General features: G+C 72.9%; 13 protein-coding genes and 1 pseudogene. 9 read left to right on the forward strand and 5 right to left on the reverse strand.

Translation table 11 applies throughout. The features are described 5' to 3' along the window. Positions 1 to 36: 36 nt before the first annotated feature. Positions 37 to 2901, reverse strand: coding sequence for a type 1 periplasmic-binding domain-containing protein (locus IE118_RS22695; RefSeq protein WP_189559836.1), 2865 nt, complete (start codon positions 2899 to 2901; stop codon positions 37 to 39). Between the two features lie 636 nt (positions 2902 to 3537). Here IE118_RS22695 and IE118_RS22700 point away from each other — a divergent pair. From IE118_RS22700 to betT, 3 genes are all read left to right on the forward strand, one after another. Continuing rightward, a complete protein-coding gene (locus IE118_RS22700) occupies positions 3538 to 5004 on the forward strand; it encodes an aldehyde dehydrogenase family protein (RefSeq protein ID WP_189559837.1) in 1467 nt (488 codons plus the stop codon). A gap of 121 nt (positions 5005 to 5125) precedes the next feature. After that, positions 5126 to 6685 (forward strand): GMC family oxidoreductase, encoded by a 1560-nt coding sequence (locus IE118_RS22705; protein ID WP_189559838.1) that lies wholly within the window; start codon positions 5126 to 5128, stop codon positions 6683 to 6685. A 118-nt stretch (positions 6686 to 6803) separates the two neighbouring features. After that, positions 6804 to 8930, forward strand: a complete 2127-nt coding sequence (gene betT / locus IE118_RS22710; RefSeq protein ID WP_189559839.1) for a choline BCCT transporter BetT — start codon at positions 6804 to 6806, stop codon at positions 8928 to 8930. Positions 8931 to 8980: 50 nt separating this feature from the next. Here the strand turns inward: betT and IE118_RS22715 are convergent, their stop codons facing one another. Then, positions 8981 to 9574 (reverse strand): HD domain-containing protein, encoded by a 594-nt coding sequence (locus IE118_RS22715; RefSeq protein ID WP_189559840.1) that lies wholly within the window; start codon positions 9572 to 9574, stop codon positions 8981 to 8983. Between the two features lie 176 nt (positions 9575 to 9750). On the opposite strand from IE118_RS22715, the gene IE118_RS22720 reads away from it, so the two are divergent. Continuing rightward, the gene (locus IE118_RS22720; RefSeq protein WP_189559841.1) at positions 9751 to 10293 is read left to right on the forward strand and encodes a hypothetical protein; all 543 of its coding nucleotides are present in this window, start codon (positions 9751 to 9753) and stop codon (positions 10291 to 10293) included. Positions 10294 to 10307: 14 nt separating this feature from the next. On the opposite strand, the gene IE118_RS22725 is transcribed toward IE118_RS22720, so the two are convergent. From IE118_RS22725 to IE118_RS22735, 3 genes are all read right to left on the reverse strand, one after another. Further along, positions 10308 to 10700 carry an SCO5389 family protein gene (locus tag IE118_RS22725; protein ID WP_189559842.1) on the reverse strand — a complete coding sequence of 131 codons (393 nt, stop codon included), beginning with the start codon at positions 10698 to 10700 and terminating at the stop codon, positions 10308 to 10310. Positions 10701 to 10745: 45 nt separating this feature from the next. After that, positions 10746 to 11726: an ATP-binding protein gene (locus IE118_RS22730; protein WP_189559915.1), complete on the reverse strand. Its 981-nt coding sequence runs from the start codon at positions 11724 to 11726 to the stop codon at positions 10746 to 10748. 214 nt (positions 11727 to 11940) lie between these two features. Next, positions 11941 to 12717: a CDP-alcohol phosphatidyltransferase family protein gene (locus IE118_RS22735; RefSeq protein ID WP_189559843.1), complete on the reverse strand. Its 777-nt coding sequence runs from the start codon at positions 12715 to 12717 to the stop codon at positions 11941 to 11943. A gap of 109 nt (positions 12718 to 12826) precedes the next feature. Here IE118_RS22735 and IE118_RS22740 point away from each other — a divergent pair, with 109 nt between their 5' ends. The 5 genes and pseudogenes from IE118_RS22740 to IE118_RS22760 form a co-directional block, all read left to right on the forward strand. Further along, on the forward strand, positions 12827 to 13822 hold the full coding sequence (locus IE118_RS22740; RefSeq protein WP_189559844.1) for a zinc-dependent alcohol dehydrogenase: 996 nt from the start codon (positions 12827 to 12829) through the stop codon (positions 13820 to 13822). 114 nt (positions 13823 to 13936) lie between these two features. Next, complete coding sequence (locus IE118_RS22745) at positions 13937 to 14335, forward strand: 6-pyruvoyl trahydropterin synthase family protein (protein ID WP_189559845.1); 399 nt, start codon at positions 13937 to 13939, stop codon at positions 14333 to 14335. Continuing rightward, positions 14332 to 15549: a glycosyltransferase family 4 protein gene (locus tag IE118_RS22750; protein ID WP_189559846.1), complete on the forward strand. Its 1218-nt coding sequence runs from the start codon at positions 14332 to 14334 to the stop codon at positions 15547 to 15549. Before IE118_RS22745 ends, IE118_RS22750 begins: the two co-directional genes overlap by 4 nt. Continuing rightward, entirely contained in the window at positions 15546 to 16595 is a 1050-nt protein-coding gene (locus tag IE118_RS22755; RefSeq protein ID WP_189559847.1) for a class I SAM-dependent methyltransferase, read from the forward strand. The genes IE118_RS22750 and IE118_RS22755 overlap by 4 nt, the downstream gene beginning before the upstream one ends. Continuing rightward, positions 16592 to 17515 (forward strand): annotated as a pseudogene (locus IE118_RS22760) (lysylphosphatidylglycerol synthase transmembrane domain-containing protein); the annotation flags it as partial. The gene IE118_RS22755 and the pseudogene IE118_RS22760, both read left to right, overlap by 4 nt. Positions 17516 to 17645 lie beyond the last annotated feature (130 nt).

Here is a 17645-nt window from a genome sequence, read left to right on the forward strand (position 1 = left end):
GGGCGTCCCTCTCCGCGCAGAGGGAACCGTCCCCTCTCACTTGATCGAGCACTCCTTCACGTCGAGCGGTGCGGTGTCGCCCGCCGGTCTGCTGCACAGGACCTCCGCCTTCGAGACGCCCTCCGGCGTCCTGCGGACCCGTGCGAGGACGATGCTGTGGCCGTGCCGTTCGCCGTACAGGGGCGCGTCGGTGAAGTCGATCGTTCCGGTGGCCATCCCGTCCAGCTTGACGCCCCTCAGGTTGATCCAGGTCGCGGCACGGCTCTGACGTACGTCACCGAGGCTGGCCGCCCAGTACAGCGCGCGTGTCGCGTCGTGGGCGAGGGCCGTCTGGCCGCTGGCGAAGTCGGGCGCGTCGTACGTGGCCTCCCCCTCCGCCAGCCAGGGGAGGTGCTCGGCCGCGTCCTGGTAGAAGGCGGTGCCGGACGCCGCCTCGCGCAGCTCGGCCAGGGCGGCGTGGTACAGCGTGATCCGGGGTGCGACGCCGTCCCGGCCGCCCGTGCCGGAGAACTTGGCCTTGCTCAGGTCGTCACCGGTGAGGATCGAGATCTGCCTGTTCGCGCAGCCGGGTTCGACGCCCAGCTGGGTCATCAGCGGCCCGATGTCCTCGACGCGTCCGGCGAAGTAGATCACCGACGGCACGGTCTCGCCGCGGCAGATGCTCTCCGCGTGCAGCCGGAGCTCGGGCTTGCCGTTCGCCACGCGGTAGGTCCGCGCGGGCAGCAGCCGGAAGCCCTCACGGCTCAGCATCTCCCCGCCGTACAGGGCCTGCTCGCTGGTGTAACGGTCCTGCGAGTCCTCCGTGTCGCGGGCCAGTACCAGGGCCTGGGGAGCGCCGGCCCGGCCGCGCAACTGCCGGGCGACGAGACCGAGCGCTTCCGCCTGGTGCTCGTCGGGAGCCGCGAGACTGAACCAGTTGGAGAACTCCTTCGGCAGGTAGGTCGCCGAATTGGTGCCGGAGACGACGGGGAGTCCCGCCGCGTGCAGCCGGCGCGACACGTCGGGGCTGCTCTGCAGGTCACGGCCGAAGCCGACGACGCCGACGACGGTCGGGTCGCGGTCGGCGTACTCGGCGATCGCGTCGGCCGTGACGCGCTGGTGCCCCATGTCCGCCCCGCCGTTGGCGAGCAGCACCCGCAGTTTCACCCGGTAGTTCTCGTTGACGACGCGCTGGGCGAGGTAGACGCCGGCCAACTCCTCGACGCCCTTGACCAGGGACGGGTCCACCGGGGACGAGCTCAGCGGACCCGCGTACACCACCGTGACGTAGGCCTCCGGATGGTCGCGCAGCACCTCGACGTTCTCCGTGTGCACCAGCTCCTCCAGCCGGCGCAGCCTCCCGTCCTCCTCGTCGGCTCCGCCGGAGAGGTGAGCGCCGAACCGCACGTCTCCGGCGGCTATGCCGACGCACTCCGTGCCGCCTCCGGGCGCGGGCCGCAGCTCGGTGTCGCGGTCGGCGGTCAGCAGACCCGCCGAGCAGTACGTCCGGTGCAGGTCGCGGGCGTGGACGACGCCGACGGTGGCGGCGAGGGCGAGCACCACGACCAGGCTGTACACGGACCACACGACCCGGGCCACGGACGGCCGGTGCGCGGCCCTGACGCACCGCCAGTCCGTCTGGCGCAGTTGCACCAGCTCGTCGCGGGGCAGCGGGATCCTGAGGACCCACGGCAGGGCGTTGGTCCGGCTCGGCGACTGATCGGCCCGGAGGTTCCCGGCCCATTCGTCGTACCAGTGCCGCAGTCGCTGCTGCAGGCGCGAGGGCCCGGAGCGGAGCGGGGGCTGCGGCTGCGGTCGGTTGACCGGCGGGTCTCCGTCCGCACCCCGGTCGAGCAGTGCCGCGTCGCCCGCCGCCACGCCCGCCACGACCAGCAGCGGGTCGAGTTCGCTGCGCCGGCTGCGGACGTCACTGACCGCCCTGATCAGCTCGATGCCCCCGTTCTCCCGGCCCGCCCGGCGCAGCAACAGCACCGGCGGCCGGGTCCGCTTCAGCCCCCGAAGGTCCCAGCTGCCGCGCCGGTGGCTGTCCCGCAGGTCCTCGAAGAGCGCCAGCACGTACAACTGGAGGGGGAACGGGCCGCCCTCGCGCATCGCCTCGGACACGTCGTAGGCGCGGGCCGCTATGGCCCGCCAGGAACGCACCGGCCGCAGGAGCCGCACGCTGGTCGGCCGGCGGCGGGCGGCGGACTGGAGGAACGTCGTGGTCAGGAACCACCGGCTCTCCCTGCGCAGCCACAGGAAGAGGGGGGCGCGCCCGGGGACGTGGTTCAGTCCGGCGAGCAGGACCATCAGGCCGATGCCCGCCAGGACGGCGACGTACCACTCGGGACGGGTGAGCAGCGCGGTGAACGCCCCCAGGACACCCATGGGGAGGAACTGCTGCACGTCGTTGAGGAGCACCTGCCGGTTGCGGCGCGAGGGTCTGCGGGGGCGCCAGCGCTGCCGGGCGAGGATGCGCAGCAGGTGCGCCTGGGCCTGCTCCCGCTGGGCGTTCCCGTCCGGCGTGCCGGCCGGGGCGGTGGGCCAGTGTTCGCGCATCTCGTCGTCGTCGGTGGCCTCCTGGAGTGCGCGGACGAGACCCAGGCGGGGGAAGGAGTAGGGCCGGTAGACGGCGGAACGGTCGCCCCACTTCCGGGAGTCGCCGAGGTCGCGCAGGAGCCGCACGGCCTGGGCGGTGGGGTCGAGATCTCCCGGCTGCGGTTCGGTCGAGGCGACGGCCAGGCGCGTACCGTGGCGCTGCTGCCCTTCGCGCAGTTCGTCGACGAGTTCGGTGACGCGGTCGTCGTCGGCGGAGTCCTCCGCGTGCAGCACGATCACCGGCATGGGAGGATCGCCGGCCCGGAAGTCCTGGATCAGCGACTCCAGTTGTCGCTGGACGTCGATCCCCGCCCCCGTCGACATGCCCGGGTGACCGCCCGGGCAGTCCTGAGGGAAAAAATGGTCGTGGCCGTGCATGGACACCCCCCGTGGTCGTCCGACACATGTGTCACAAGCGCCTTGCGAGGATAGCGCCCGCCCCTGACAACCGCGCCTGGTGAAAAGGCGATTCGTCGCGGTGGTGGTGCTGTTCGCCGCGGTGGTGCCGCTGTCGGCGGACATCGCGGTGAGGTGCCGGCTGCCCCGTGAGTCCGGCCGCGCCGGGCGACCCCGCCGACGTGACACACGGCCGTTTCCCGGCAGCGGCGCGGCATCCTCGCGCACACGGCGTCGCGGCGCGGTCACGGCGTCGCGGCCACCGGTGGCCGGACGGGCCCGCGCGGCCCCGCGCGGCCCACCGGAGGTGGACGCGGCGGTGAAGGTGAGGTACCGGCGCGACCACGCAGGCGACTCCTCCAGTGCACCGCGCCGACCTCACGCATCGGGGGACCGCGAGTCCGGCCCTCCCCGGCTCGCCGCCGTCGTTCATTGGTCCGCCCGGGGCACTCCACCACCCGGTCGCGACGGTGGCCGTGCGACCCGCCGCGAACGGCCACAGGATGGGCCGTGATGCCGACCGGCGGACCGATCGGTACCGGTCGGACGCGAAGGAGGCCCGGGATGGGCGAGCTGTACATCGACGGCGAGTGGACGAGCGCGGCGGCCGGCGGACGACGGGACGTGATCAACCCGTTCGACGCCTCCGTGGTCACCACCGTCGACGAGGCCGACGTCAGCGACGTGGACCGCGCGGTGCGCGCCGCCCGGCGTGCCTTCGTCGAGGAGGACTGGGCCGACGCCCCCACCCGCCGCCGCGCCGACGTCCTGCTGCGCGTCCACGACCTGCTGCTGCGCGACATCGACGAGATCGCCCGCACCGAGACCCTCGACACCGGGAAGACGCTGGCGGAGTCCCGCTTCGACGTGGAGGACGTGGCGAACGCCTTCCGCTACTTCGGGGAGCTCGCGGGCAAGGACGGCGGCCGGGTCGTGGACGTCGGACCGGACGTCCTCAGTCGCGTCGTCCACCAGCCCGTCGGCGTGTGCGCCCTCATCGCCCCCTGGAACTATCCGCTGCTCCAGGCCTCCTGGAAGGTCGCGCCGGCGCTCGCCGCGGGCAACACCTTCGTCCTCAAACCGAGCGAGACCACCCCGCTCACCACGATCATCATGATCCGCCTGATCGAGGAGGCCGGCGCCCCGCGCGGCGTCGCCAACCTGGTGCTCGGCTCCGGAGCCACCGTCGGCGCGGCCATGACCGCCCACCCGGAGGTCGACCTGGTGTCCTTCACCGGGGGCCTGGCCACCGGACGGGCCATCATGGCCGCCGCCGCCGAGGGGCCGAAGAACATCGCCCTGGAACTGGGCGGCAAGAACCCCAACATCGTCTTCGAGGACGCCGACTTCGACGCCGCCGTCGACTACGGGCTCGACGCCGCCTTCCTGCACGCCGGACAGGTCTGTTCCGCCGGCTCGCGCCTGCTCGTCCAGGACTCCCTGCACGACCGGTTCGTCGACGCCCTCGCCGCACGGGCCCGGGCGATCCGCCTCGGCAACGGCATGGACGAGGGCACCGAGAGCGGCCCGCTCAGCTCCGCCGAGCACCGCGACAAGGTCGAACGCCACATCGCCGCCGCGCGGGAGGAGGGGGCACGGCTCGTCACCGGCGGCACCCGCCCCGACGATCCCGCGCTCGGCCGTGGCTTCTTCCTGCTGCCGACGATCTTCGCCGACTGCGACAAGTCCATGAGCATCGTGCAGGAGGAGGTCTTCGGCCCGGTGGTCACCGTCGAGCGGTTCCGCACCGAGGACGAGGCCGTGGAACTGGCCAACGACACCCGCTACGGCCTGGCCGGCGGCGTGTGGACCTCCGATGCGAGCCGCGCCCAGCGGGTCGCCCAGCGGCTGCGGCACGGCACCGTGTGGATCAACGACTTCCACCCCTACGTGCCCCAGGCCGAGTGGGGTGGCTTCGGCCGCTCCGGTGTCGGCCGGGAGCTCGGCCCCACCGGCCTGCGCGAGTACCAGGAAGCGAAGCACATCTACCAGAACCTCTCCCCGGCGCCCTCCGGCTGGTTCAAGGGCTGACCGGGCGCGGCGGCACCGACCGGGCGCGGTGCGAGACCGTGCGCCACACCCCTCACCCGCCACCGTCCGGCGGCCCCCGCCACCATCCGACGGCCTCGACGGCACCGAAGAAAGGCACCCCATGGTCTCCACGACCCCGCACGGCGCCGAGTCCTCCTACGACTACGTCATCGTCGGTGGCGGCACCGCCGGCTGCGTCCTCGCCGCCCGGCTCAGCGAGGACCCCGACTGCCGCGTCTGCGTCGTCGAGGGCGGCCCCAGCGACGTCGGTGACGACCGCATCCTGCGCCTGCGCAACTGGATCAACCTGCTCGGTACCGAGTTCGACTACGGCTACACCACCGTCGAACAGCCGCGCGGCAACTCCCACATCCTGCACTCACGGGCCCGCGTGCTCGGCGGATGCTCCTCCCACAACACGCTGATCAGCTTCCTGCCGCTGCCGCAGGACCTCGACGACTGGGTGGCCCACGGCTGCGAGGGCTGGGACCCGGCGACGATCCTGCCGTACCGCGACCGGCTGCAGACCAAGATCGTCCCGGTGGCGGAGGCCGACCGCAACCCCATCGCCAAGGACTTCGTCACCGCCGCAGCCCGCGCCACCGGCGTGCCCGTCGTCGACGACTTCAACGCCGAACCCTTCGCCGACGGCACCGGCTTTTTCTCCCTGGCCTACGAACCGGAGGGCAACCTGCGCTCCTCCGCCTCCGTCGCCTACCTCCACCCCGTCCTGGGCCGCCCCAACCTCACCCTCCTGCTGGAGACCTGGGCCCACCGGCTGCTCACCGACGAGTCGGGCCGGCTGACCCGCGTCGCCGTCCGCGGTGCCGACGGCGAACCGGCCACCGTGCGCGCCGAACGCGAACTGCTGCTGTGCGCCGGGGCGATCGACACCCCGCGCCTGCTGCTGCTGTCCGGCATCGGCCCGGCCGACGACCTGCGCCGCCTCGGCATCGACGTGCACCTCGACCTGCCCGGCGTGGGGGAGAACCTGCTGGACCACCCCGAGTCCGTCATCGTCTGGGAGACCGAGGGCCCGCTGCCGCCCAACTCCGCGATGGACTCCGACGCCGGCCTGTTCCTGCGCATGGAGAAGGGACAGCCGCGCCCGGACCTGATGTTCCACTTCTACCAGGTGCCGTTCACCGTCAACACCGAACGCCTGGGCTACCCCGTCCCGGAGCACGGGGTGTGCATGACGCCGAACGTACCGCGCGCCCGCTCCACCGGCCGGATGTGGCTGCGGAGTTCCAACCCGGTCGAGCATCCCGCCCTGGACTTCCGGTACTTCACCGACCCCGAGGGCCACGACGAGCGCACCGTCGTCGAAGGCCTGAAGGTGGCCCGGGAGATCGCCGCGACCGATCCGCTCCGCGGCTGGCTGCGCCGCGAGGTCGCGCCCGGCCCGGACGTCACCTCCGACGCCGGCCTGTCGGAGTACGGGCGCCGCGTGGCCCACACCGTCTACCACCCGGCGGGCACCTGCCGCATGGGCGCCGCGGACGATCCGCTGGCCGTCTGCGACCCCGGGCTGAGACTGCGCGGCGCCGAGGGCGTGCGCGTCGTCGACGCCTCGGTGTTCCCGACGATGCCCACCATCAACCCCATGGTGACCGTCCTGCTCGCCGCCGAGCGCGCCGCCGACCTGCTCACCGGCCGGCCCGGGCCCGCCGGCCGGTAGCCGCACGGCGGCCGGTCCGCCGGATCCCCGCACGGCGGACCGGCGCCGGCCGGACGCCTCGAAAGCACCGCGCATCCGGCACTCGGCAGTCCGGACCCGGCGAAGGAGGAGGACGACTGTGTCGACCGCAGGAGACAAGGGATCCGGCACGGCGCCGGAGGAGACGACCCCGCAGGACGAGGAAGCCGGCCAGGTGCGGCTCAAACCCGTCGTCTTCTTCGGGGCCGCCCTCCTCGTCCTCGCGATCTCGGTCTGGGCGATCATCACCCCGGACGGGGCGGAGGACGTCATCGGAGTGGCGGTCGGCAGGATCTCCCGCTGGTTCGGCTGGTACTACTTCGTCGCCGCGACCCTGTACCTGCTGTTCGTCGTGTTCATCGCCCTGTCCAAGTACGGCACGGTCAAGCTGGGCCCCAAGCACTCCAAGCCCGACTACGGGGTCTTCACCTGGGGGGCGATGCTGTTCGCGGCGGGCATCGGCATCGACCTGATGTTCTTCTCGGTCTCGGGGCCCGTCAGTCACTACCTCGCCCCGCCCCAGGGCGACCCGGAGACCCTCGAAGCCGCACGGCAGGCCGTCGTGTGGACCCTGTTCCACTACGGCATCACCGGCTGGGGCATGTACGCGCTGATGGGCATGGCCCTCGGCTACTTCTCCTTCCGGTACCGGCTGCCCCTGGCGATCCGCTCCGCGCTGTACCCGATCATCGGCCGCCGCATCCACGGACGGATCGGCGACACCGTCGACCTGGCGGCCATCATCGGCACGGTGTTCGGCATCGGTGTCACGCTCGGCATCGGCGTGGTGCAGCTGAACTACGGACTGAAGGTCCTCTTCGACGTGCCGGAGGGACTCGCCGCGCAGATCGGCCTGATCGTCGTCGCGGTGGCGATGGCCACCTTCTCCGCCGCGTCCGGCGTCGACAAGGGCATCCGCAGACTGTCCCAGCTCAACATCCTCCTCGCCGCCCTGCTGATGTTCTACATCCTGGTCGTCGGCGAACCGTTCCGCGTGCTCAACGCCGTGGTCCAGAACGTCGGCGACTACGTCAGCCGCTTCCCCTCGATGACGCTGAACACCTTCGCCTACGACCAGCCCACCGAATGGCTGGACGCCTGGACGCTCTTCTTCTGGGCCTGGTGGATCGCCTGGGCGCCGTTCGTCGGGCTCTTCCTCGCCCGTATCTCCCGCGGCCGCACCCTGCGCGAGTTCATCGCGGCGACGCTGGTGATCCCGTTCCTCTTCACCGGTCTCTTCCTGGCGATCTTCGGCAACAGCGCCCTGTTCCTGGTGCGGGACGGGAACAAGGAATTCGGCGAGACCGCCCTGAACGTCCCCGAACAGGGCTTCTACAGCCTGCTGGAGCAGTACCCGGGCTTCCTCTTCAGCGCCGGGCTCGCCACCTTCGTCGGCCTGCTGCTGTACGTCACCTCCGCCGACTCCGGAGCGCTGGTCATGGGCAACCTGAGCGCCGAACTGCCCACCCCGGTGACCGACGCGCCCACCTGGCTGCGCATCTTCTGGGCCGTGGCGACAGGGCTGCTCACCCTCGCCATGCTCATCGTGGGCGGCGTGCAGGCCCTCACCAACGCCACCATCATCATGGGGCTCCCGTTCTCCTTCGTGATGTTCCTGATCATGGCCGGGCTCTTCCTGGCCTTGCGCACCGAACGGATGAAGGCGGAGGCGCGGATCACCACCCTGCCCGGATCGCTCTCCGGGCGCATCGCCCACCACGGTCTGCCGGGAGCACCGACCTGGCAGCACCGTCTGGCCCGGTCGATGGCCTTCCCCGGCCGGCGGGCGGCCGCGCGCTTCGTCGACCAGGTGTGCCGCCCCGCCTTCCAGGAGGTCGCGGGGGAACTGCGGGAGGCGGGCTCGGACGCGGAGGTGCTGGAAGGGACCGTGGAGGAGAACGGCCTCACCCACGTCGGCCTGCGCGTGCCGATCGGCACCAGCGACGAGTTCCTCTACGAGGTCTGGCCCGTGGAGATGCCGACCCCCGGGTTCGCCACCCGGTCGATCAGCCGGCACGACTCCTACGTGCGCTTCGAGGTCCGCCTCGCCGAGGGCAACCAGGACTACGACGTCATGGGGTACACCAGGGACCAGCTCATCGCCGACAGCCTCGACCAGTACGAACGGCACCTGGAGTACCTCCGGGTGCGCGACGAGGCGACCTCCCGCTCCAGCCTCCCCCACCACCGGCCGGACGAGCCCGGCGCGCATCTGCCGGAGGCGTAGGGAGGCACCCGTCCGGCGCCGTCGGCCGGCTCCCCGTCAGCGGGCGTCCGTCACGCCTCGACGCGGGGCACCGGCCGGGTGAGGTCCGGGTCGCCGAACTCGGCGCGCAGGTCGTGGAAGGCGGTCACCTTGTCCTCACCGAAGCGGCGGACGTGGGAGGCGTACTCGTCGGGGGTGAGGTACCTCGACGGCCGCGACTTGGTGTGGAACTTGTCCGCGTACATCACCAGGCGCTCCTCCGGCGTCACCGCGAGGTAGTCGGCGGGCGGGAGGGGCAGCCCCTGGCTGATGACGTCGTGGCGGGTGAGGCCCACCCCGGTGTGGTGGGAGCAGAAGCGGCGCAGGGGCTCGGGGAAGCCTTCCGCCGCGAGGATCTCGTGGCCGAGGAGTCCGTGGCGGACGTAGTTCCGGTGGTCCAGGCGTCCGTCGTCGCCGTAGAGGCGGTAGACGCCGATGTCGTGCAGGAGGCAGCCCGCGCGGACCAGGTCGGCGTCGAGGTGCGCGAGGCCGGGTGTGGCGGCGAGGAGCTGTTCGGCGACGCCCCGGACGATCTCGCAGTGCGAGTGGACGAGGGCGAACGCCTCCGGGGTCGGCGCGTACTTCTCGTGCAGCGCACGGATGGCGTCGGGGTCCGGAATCTCCATCGGGGGAGCGTAACAACCGCCGGACGGGGCCGGGCGGGAAGTTCCCGCCGAGGGCCGGTTCACGCGATCAGGTGATGCTGCCCGACGGGGGCACGGGACGCCGTCGCGGGCCGTTCGAGCTGGTGACGGGACGTTCCGTCCCCTTCACACTTCTCCTCACGGTTCGGGGGCACATCATGGGCCTGCACTTCCACCGCGGCGCCGACGGCACGACGACCGGGCGCAACGACGCCAACGGCTTCACGGTGACCCATGCCGACGAGGAGGAGGTGAAGCGGCAGCTGTACGAGGACGCCGGGTGGGAGTACACGCCGCCACCGCCTCCGGTGCCGCCCGGATTCCACCGGTTCTCCCTGGTGCACGAGGAGTTCCGGTCCTCCGGATTCGCGGACGAGCGGTACGCGGGCCTGCGCGCGCGCCCGCCGGAGGGATGCGTGCCCGTCGACCGGGGCTGCTTCGCCCTGACGTGCGAGCGGCCGGGGAGGACGCTGATGGACGCGGTGGCCGGCACGGTCGCGGAGATCCGCCGCGAGCACGGACTGGTGATGAACAGCCTGGGTGTCGAGCAGCCCCAGGAGTGGTCCGACGCCGACACCAGGGGCGGGCACGCGGCCGAGACCGTCGCGCATCTCGTGCTGATGACGGCGCACCGCGCTCGACTGCTCGGGTACGGGCGCAAGGACATGGTCCGGCTACTCGATGCCGCGGGGATCGAGTAGCCGGACGGGCCGGGTCAGCAGTCCCTGAACTCCGGGGACTGGTTGAGGATCTGGGAGCGCACCGACGTGAAGCGGCCGTGCGTCCGGCCGCCCCTCGCCTCCGGGCGGAAGACCGCCACCCGGTGGCAGTTCTGGAAGGCCAGGGCCACGCCGAAGTGCCGCTCCAGGCTGCCGCGGACGGCGTCACTGGCGAGGGCGCGCAGGAGCTGGCCGCGTTCCTCCTCGGAGGGCGGCGGAGTGTGGTTGTCGGTGAAGTCGGCGGTGCCGGCCCGGAGATCGGCGGCGAGGGAGGCGATCAGGTCGTAGGCGTACGGCAGGGAGGTGCGGACGGTGTCCACGAAGTCCTGCTCGCGGATGTCGCCTTGCTCGGCTGCTGCGAGCAACTGCGGTGAGACGTCGAGGGACATGGAGGGGCTCCGTTTCCGGTCGGAGGGCGACGAAGGCGACGTGGGTCAGTCGAGGGCGGCCGGGCCCGGGACGAAGTCCGGGTCGACCTGGGCGGCCAGGGCCTCACCCGTGCGTGCGTCCGCCCATGCGCGGGCGTTGCGCAGATGGAACTCCACGGCGTGGCGGTGCAGGCGGTCCCAGTCGCGGGACTGCGCGTCGACGGTCTCGCGAAGCACGTTCAGGGCGTGGCGGTTGTGCGGCTCCAGCGGATCCGGGGAGTCCGGAGAGCCGGGCGCCTGCGACGGGGCCCGGCCCTGTTCCGCCGCGCGCACCCAGTCCGAGTGGACCAGGTGGGTCAGCAGGTCGTCGCCCACCTGTTCCTTCAGGAAGAGGAGGTCGTCCTCGCCGGTCACCTTGTTGCCGACGACCGCGATACGGATGCCGAACTCGCGTGCGTGGTCGCGGTACTGGCGGTAGACCGAGACGCCCTTGCGGGTCGGTTCCGCGACCAGGAAGGTCAGGTCGAAGCGGGTGAACAGACCGGAGGCGAAGGCGTCCGCGCCGGCGGTCATGTCGACCACGACGTATTCGCCCGGACCGTCGACGAGGTGCCCGAGGTAGAGCTCGACCGCACCGAGTTTGGAGTGGTAGCAGGCGACACCCAGGTCGCTCTCGTCGAACTCGCCCGTGACCATCAGCGGGACCCCGCCGGCCCGGGAGACGTGCCGCGTGTGCAGCTCGTCGTCGCCCAGGAGCCGCAGGAGACGCGAGCCCCGGCCGGGCGGAGTCGTCTTGATCATGGAATCGGAGGTGGTGATGCGGGGGTTGGTGCCGCGTAAGAAGGTCTTGATGCCGGGGAGGCCCGGACCCAGGGGCGGGGGTGTCCGCGGGGCGTCCTCGCCCGGGGCGAGTGCCTGCGCCAGGTGCTGGTTGATGTCGCCGTCGATGGCGAGGACGGGTGCTCCGGAGCGGGCCAGGTGGCGGGCGAAGAGGGCGGACAGGGTCGTCTTGCCGCTGCCGCCCTTGCCGACGAAGGCGATCCTCACCGGCAACACCGCACGCTATTGAAAATGAATGTCATGTGTGTAGTTCTAGGGGTGCGCGCGGGGCCCCGTCAAATCCCCCGGCCGTGTCCGCCCGGTACTCACCCGATCGACGACCTGAGGGCACCGGTCACCGAGGAAGGGAGCAGCCGGGGGAGGCGGTCCCCCGCGGGGCGGACGGGCGGGCCGGCGCCGGCCCGCGGGTACCGGCCGGGTGTCAGCCCGCGACCAGTTCCCGCCGTACCTCGGGCGCGGCCACGGCCGAGGCAGCGGTCGCCGCCGGCCGCGACGTCCGCCACAGCCACAGCACGTCGCGGCCGAACGACCACAGCAGCAGGCCGAGCGCCAGCGCGACCACGGCGACGTTCGCCGCGTGCGGCAGCAGGGCCGCGCCCGCCACCAGCAGCAGCACCCCCTGGAGGGCGGCCACCGTCTTGCGGGCGGTGCTCGGCGGGAGCGGGGCGGTCAGCCAGGGCCAGACGCGCGCGGCGGCCACGAAGACGTACCGCATGCCGCCGATCAGCAGCACCCACGGCCCCATCACCATCGACACGTACACGCTCAGCACCAGGATCAGGAAGGCGTCCACCTCCATGTCGAAACGGGCACCCAGCGGAGTCGACGTACCGGTCCTGCGGGCCACCTTGCCGTCGACACCGTCCAGGATCAGGGCCACGGCGGTCAGACCGACGAAGAGGGAGACGGGCGGTGAGTCCTGGAACGAGTCGGCGACCAGCGCGGTCACCCCGCCCACCAGGGTGGCCCGGCCGAGGGTGACCCGGTTCGCCGCGCCGAAGGAGCGGAGCCGCGACCGGTGCAGGGCCCGGGAGAGCACCGCCCAGGTGGCGATCGCGAACACCAGGCCGGTCAGCCAGCCCGCGGGGCCCATGCCGATCGCCGTACCGATGACGGCGAGCAACAGGATCTGTACGCCCGCCCCCACGGCGGTCTCCTGCTGTACGAGCCTCGCGTCGTAACTGTTGTTCAGGGCCACCGAGCATTCCTCCGGCCGTGTGACAGAGTCGATCAAGGCCGCTACCTTGTGCGCGGCCTGTGCACCACTCGGTACGCGTGCAGCTTCCCGATCGTTCAGGAGGACTTCGATGAACCGCACCGCCCGTGCGTTCTGGCTCGACTCACCTGGCCGAGGGGAGATCCGCGAGCTCACCCTCCCGGCACCGGGCGAGGACGAGGTGCTGGTGCGCTCGCTCTACTCGGGCGTCAGCCGCGGCACCGAGACGCTCGTCTTCCGCGGGGGAGTGCCCGAGAGCCAGCACACCGTGATGCGGGCGCCCTTCCAGGAGGGCGACTTCCCGGGCCCGGTGAAGTACGGCTACCTCAACGTGGGAGTGGTGGAGGAAGGACCCGGGAACCTCACCGGACGCACCGTGTTCTGCCTCCACCCGCACCAGACCCGGTACGTCGTGCCCGCGCACGCCGTCACTCCCGTACCCGACGGCGTGCCGGCCGGGCGGGCCGTGCTCGCCGGCACCGTGGAGACCGCCGTCAACGCCCTGTGGGACGCGGCGCCGCTGGTCGGCGACCGCATCGCCGTGGTCGGCGGAGGGATGATCGGCTGCTCGGTCGCCGCGCTGCTGGCCCGCTTCCCCGGCGTGCGCGTCCAGCTCGTCGACGCCGACCCCGCACGGGCCGTGACCGCCGAGGCGCTCGGCGTCGGCTTCGCGCTCCCCGCGGACGCCCTCGGCGACTGCGACCTGGTCGTCCACGCCAGCGCCACCGAACAGGGGCTCGGCAGGGCACTCGAACTGCTCCGCCCCGAGGGCACCGTCGTCGAACTGAGCTGGTACGGCGACCGGAAGGTGAGCCTCCCGCTGGGCGAGGCCTTCCACTCCCGGCGCCTCACCGTCCGCGGCAGCCAGGTCGGCACCGTCTCCCCGGCCCGCGCCGGCCGCAGCTACGCCGACCGGCTCGCCCTCGCCCTCGACCTGCTCGCAGACCCTGCCCTCGACGCCCTGATCACCGGCGAATCCGCCTTCGAGGAGCTGCCCGACGTCATGCCCCGCCTCGCCTCCGGCGCCGTCCCCGCCCTGTGCCACCGCGTGCGCTACGCCGGCCCGGACCGAAGCACACACGTCTGACCTCAGAAAAGAGGTAGCCAACGCTGAACAGGGGAAGGCAGTCAGCCGTACTACACGGCATCCCCGTCGGAGATCGGCCGGGGAACAGACGCGCCGCACCTGGAGGGTCGTCCGTTGTTCAGCATCACCGTCCGCGATCACATCATGATCGCCCACAGCTTCCGCGGCGAGGTCTTCGGACCGGCCCAGCGTCTCCACGGGGCCACGTTCCTCGTGGACGCCACGTTCCGGCGCGAACAGCTGGACGAGGACAACATCGTGGTCGACATCGGCCTCGCCACACAGGAACTCGGAGCCGTCGTCGGCGAGCTGAACTACCGCAACCTCGACAGCGAACCGGACTTCGCGGGGATCAACACCTCCACGGAGTACCTGGCCAAGGTCATCGCCGACCGGCTCGCCGAGCGCATCCACAAGGGCGCCCTGGGCGAGGGTGCCAAGGGCATCGCCAAGATCGCCGTCACCCTGCACGAGTCGCACATCGCCTGGGCGAGCTACGAGCGTGCGCTGTGACCGACACGACCGTCCACCGGGCCGGCAGGACGGCCGACCGGGCCGGGACCGCCCGCCTGGACTATGTTCCCCAGCAGGCGTCCTTCCCGAGGAACGGCGGGATCATCCCCATGTCCCTGCGCTCCGTGCACTTCGTCATGCCGGGCGGTGTCGACGACCCGGCCAAGCCGAGCGGCGGCAACGCCTACGACCGCCGTGCCTGCCTGGACCTGCCCGGCTTCGGCTGGCAGGTGCACCGGCACGCGGTGGCCGGCGACTGGCCCCGGCCCGACGCCGCCGCCCGGGCGGAACTCGCCCGTACCCTGCGTGAACTGCCGGACGGCAGCGTCGTCCTGCTCGACGGGCTGGTCGCCTGCGGGGTGCCCGAGATCGTCGTCCCCGAGGCGGAGGAGGGCCGGCTGGGCATGGCCGTGCTCGTCCACCTCCCGCTCGGCGACGAGACCGGCCTCGACCCGGCCGTCGCCGCCGAGCTGGACACCCGCGAACGCGCGGTGCTGCGAGCGGTCCCCGCCGTCGTCGCCACCAGCGACTGGGCCGTCCGCCGCCTCGTCTCCCACCACGGCCTCGCGCCCGACCGGGTCCACGTCGCCGCCCCCGGCGCCGACATCGCGCCCCTCGCCCCCGGAACCGACGGGGTCTCGAAGCTGCTGTGCGTGGCCGCGGTGACACCCCGCAAGGGGCAGCACCGGCTGGTCGAGGCCCTGGCGGCGGTGGCCGACCTGCCGTGGAGCTGCTCCCTCGTCGGCGGGCTCGGACACGACCCCGCCTACGTCACCCACCTGCGCGGCCTCATCCGCGAGCACGGCCTGGAGGACCGGCTGGAACTCGCCGGACCGCGGACCGGCGCCGCACTCGAGGCCAGCTACGCCGCCGCCGACCTGATGGTGCTCACCTCGTACGCGGAGACGTACGGCATGGCCGTCACCGAGGCGCTGGCGCGCGGCATCCCGGTGCTGGCGACCGACGTCGGCGGACTGCCCGAGGCGGTCGGCCGCGCACCCGACGGAGGAGTGCCCGGCATCCTCGTCCCGCCGGAGAACCCCGCCGCCATCGCCGCCGAACTGCGCGGCTGGTTCGGCGAGGCGGACGTACGACGCCGGCTGAAGGCGGCCGCCCGCAGCAGGCGGGCCGCACTCGGCGGCTGGGCGAGCACCGCACAGAGCCTGGCCGCGGTCCTGCGCCGGCTCCCGACCGAACCCCGGAGGGCCGCATGACCGAACCGGCGACCACCATCCCGCACAGCGGCGCGATCCCGGCCCAGCCCGGCCCCCGGGACGTCGCGGACGCGCTGCCCGGCCGGCCAGGGGGCACTGTGGAACCCGAGAACACCGTCGCCGCGGGGACGTCCGTCATCCCCGGCGCGGGCCCGTCCGCGTCGCGCCCCGGTGAACGGGCCACCCTGCGGCTGCGGGACAGCGACGACGGCGAACCCGCCCGCTACGCGCCCGAGTGGCTCCAGCTGCGCGAACCCGCCGACGCCGCCGCCCGCTCGTACGAGCTGCTCGACCCGCTGCGCATCCGGCTCGCCAATCTGCCGGGCCGGGCGGACGGCCTCGTCATCCACGACATCGGCTGCGGCACCGGTTCGATGGGCCGCTGGCTCGCACCCCACCTCGACGGCGCCCAGCACTGGGTGCTGCACGACCGGGACCCCTACCTGCTGCACTTCGCCGCCGTCGCCTCGCCGCGGTCCGCCGCCGACGGCAGTCACGTCACCGTCGAGACCCGGCGCGGTGACGTCGCCCGGCTCACCCCGGACGCGCTGTCGGGCGCCTCCCTCGTGACGGCGTCGGCGCTGCTCGACGTCCTCACCCGCGAGGAGATCGGCGTCCTGGCCGCCGCCTGCGCGGGCGCCGGCGCCCCGGCCCTGCTCACGCTGTCGGTGGCGGGACGGGTGGAGCCGACCGCGCCGCATCCGATGGACCAGGAGATCACCGAGGCGTTCAACGCCCATCAGCGGCGGGACGGACTGCTCGGACCCGACGCGGTCACCGTCGCCGCCGAGGCGTTCGCCGAGCACGGGGCGACCGTGAAGCTGCACCCCAGCCCCTGGCGTCTGGGGCCGGAGCAGGCCGCGCTGACCGAGCAGTGGCTCCGGGGATGGGTCGGCGCGGCGGTGGAGGAGCGGCCGGAGCTGGCCCGCCGTGCCGAGACGTATCTGGCCGAACGGCTGGAGGCCTGCGCGGCCGGGGAGTTGCGGGTGGTCGTCCAGCACACCGACCTGCTCGCCCTGTGCCGGCCGGTGGGCGGAGCCGGATGAGTCCGCAGACGGCGGAGGCGGCTGCGGGGGCGGCTGCCGAGCCGGCGGCGGGCACCGGCCGCGGTGGCTTCCGTGGTCTCCTCGCACGCGCCAACACCCCCGCCGTGCGCACGCGTCTGGGCACCCTCGCGGGTGTCGCGATCCTGGCCGTGCTGTTCTGGCGGCTCGGAACCGGGGCGTTCGTGGACGGGATCCGGCGCATCGACGGGCCCACGGTGCTCGCGGCGCTCGGGATCGGACTGGTGACCACCGTGTTCAGCGCGTGGCGCTGGGCGTTGGTGGCGCGCGGGATCGGGATCCGGCTGCCCCTCGGGGCGGCCGTCGCGGACTACTACCGTGCGCTGTTCCTCAACGCGGCGCTGCCCGGGGGAGTCCTGGGGGACGTGCACCGTGCCGTGCGGCACGGCAAGGACGCGGGTGACCTGGGGCGGGGGGTGCGGGCGGTGGTGCTGGAGCGGACGGCCGGCCAGCTCGCGCTGTTCGCCGCCGGGACTGTGGTGCTGGTGACCATGCCGTCGCCGGTGCGGGAAGAGGTGCGGCAGGCGCTCCCGGTCGTCGGGCTCGGGGTGGTGGGGGCCGGCGCGGTGGTCCTCGCGCTGCGGATGAACCGGGCGCCGGGTGCCGCCCGGCCGGGGCGGGGGCGTGGGTGGGGGACACGCATGCTGGGCGAGGCCCGGGTGGGACTGTGCTCCCGGCGGAGCGCCCCCGGTGTCCTCGCGTCCTCCGTCGTGGTGCTCGCCGGGTACGTGGCCATGTTCGTGCTGGCCGCGGAGGTCGCCGGAGTGAGGGCGTCGGTGGGGGAGTTGCTGCCGCTCGCGGTGCTGGCGCTGCTGGCGATGGGACTGCCGCTGAACGTGGGGGGCTGGGGGCCGCGCGAAGGGGTCACCGCCTGGGCGTTCGGGGCCGCGGGGCTCGGGGCGGGACCCGGGCTGACGGTCGCGGTGGTGTACGGGGTGCTCAGTCTGGTGGCGAGCCTGCCGGGGGCCGTGGTGCTGGTGGTGCGGTGGTACGGCGGGGTGCGGCGAGGCGGCGACCGTCGTTCCTCCGCCC

Source organism: Streptomyces pilosus, assembly GCF_014649835.1.
Lineage (GTDB): Bacteria > Actinomycetota > Actinomycetes > Streptomycetales > Streptomycetaceae > Streptomyces > Streptomyces pilosus.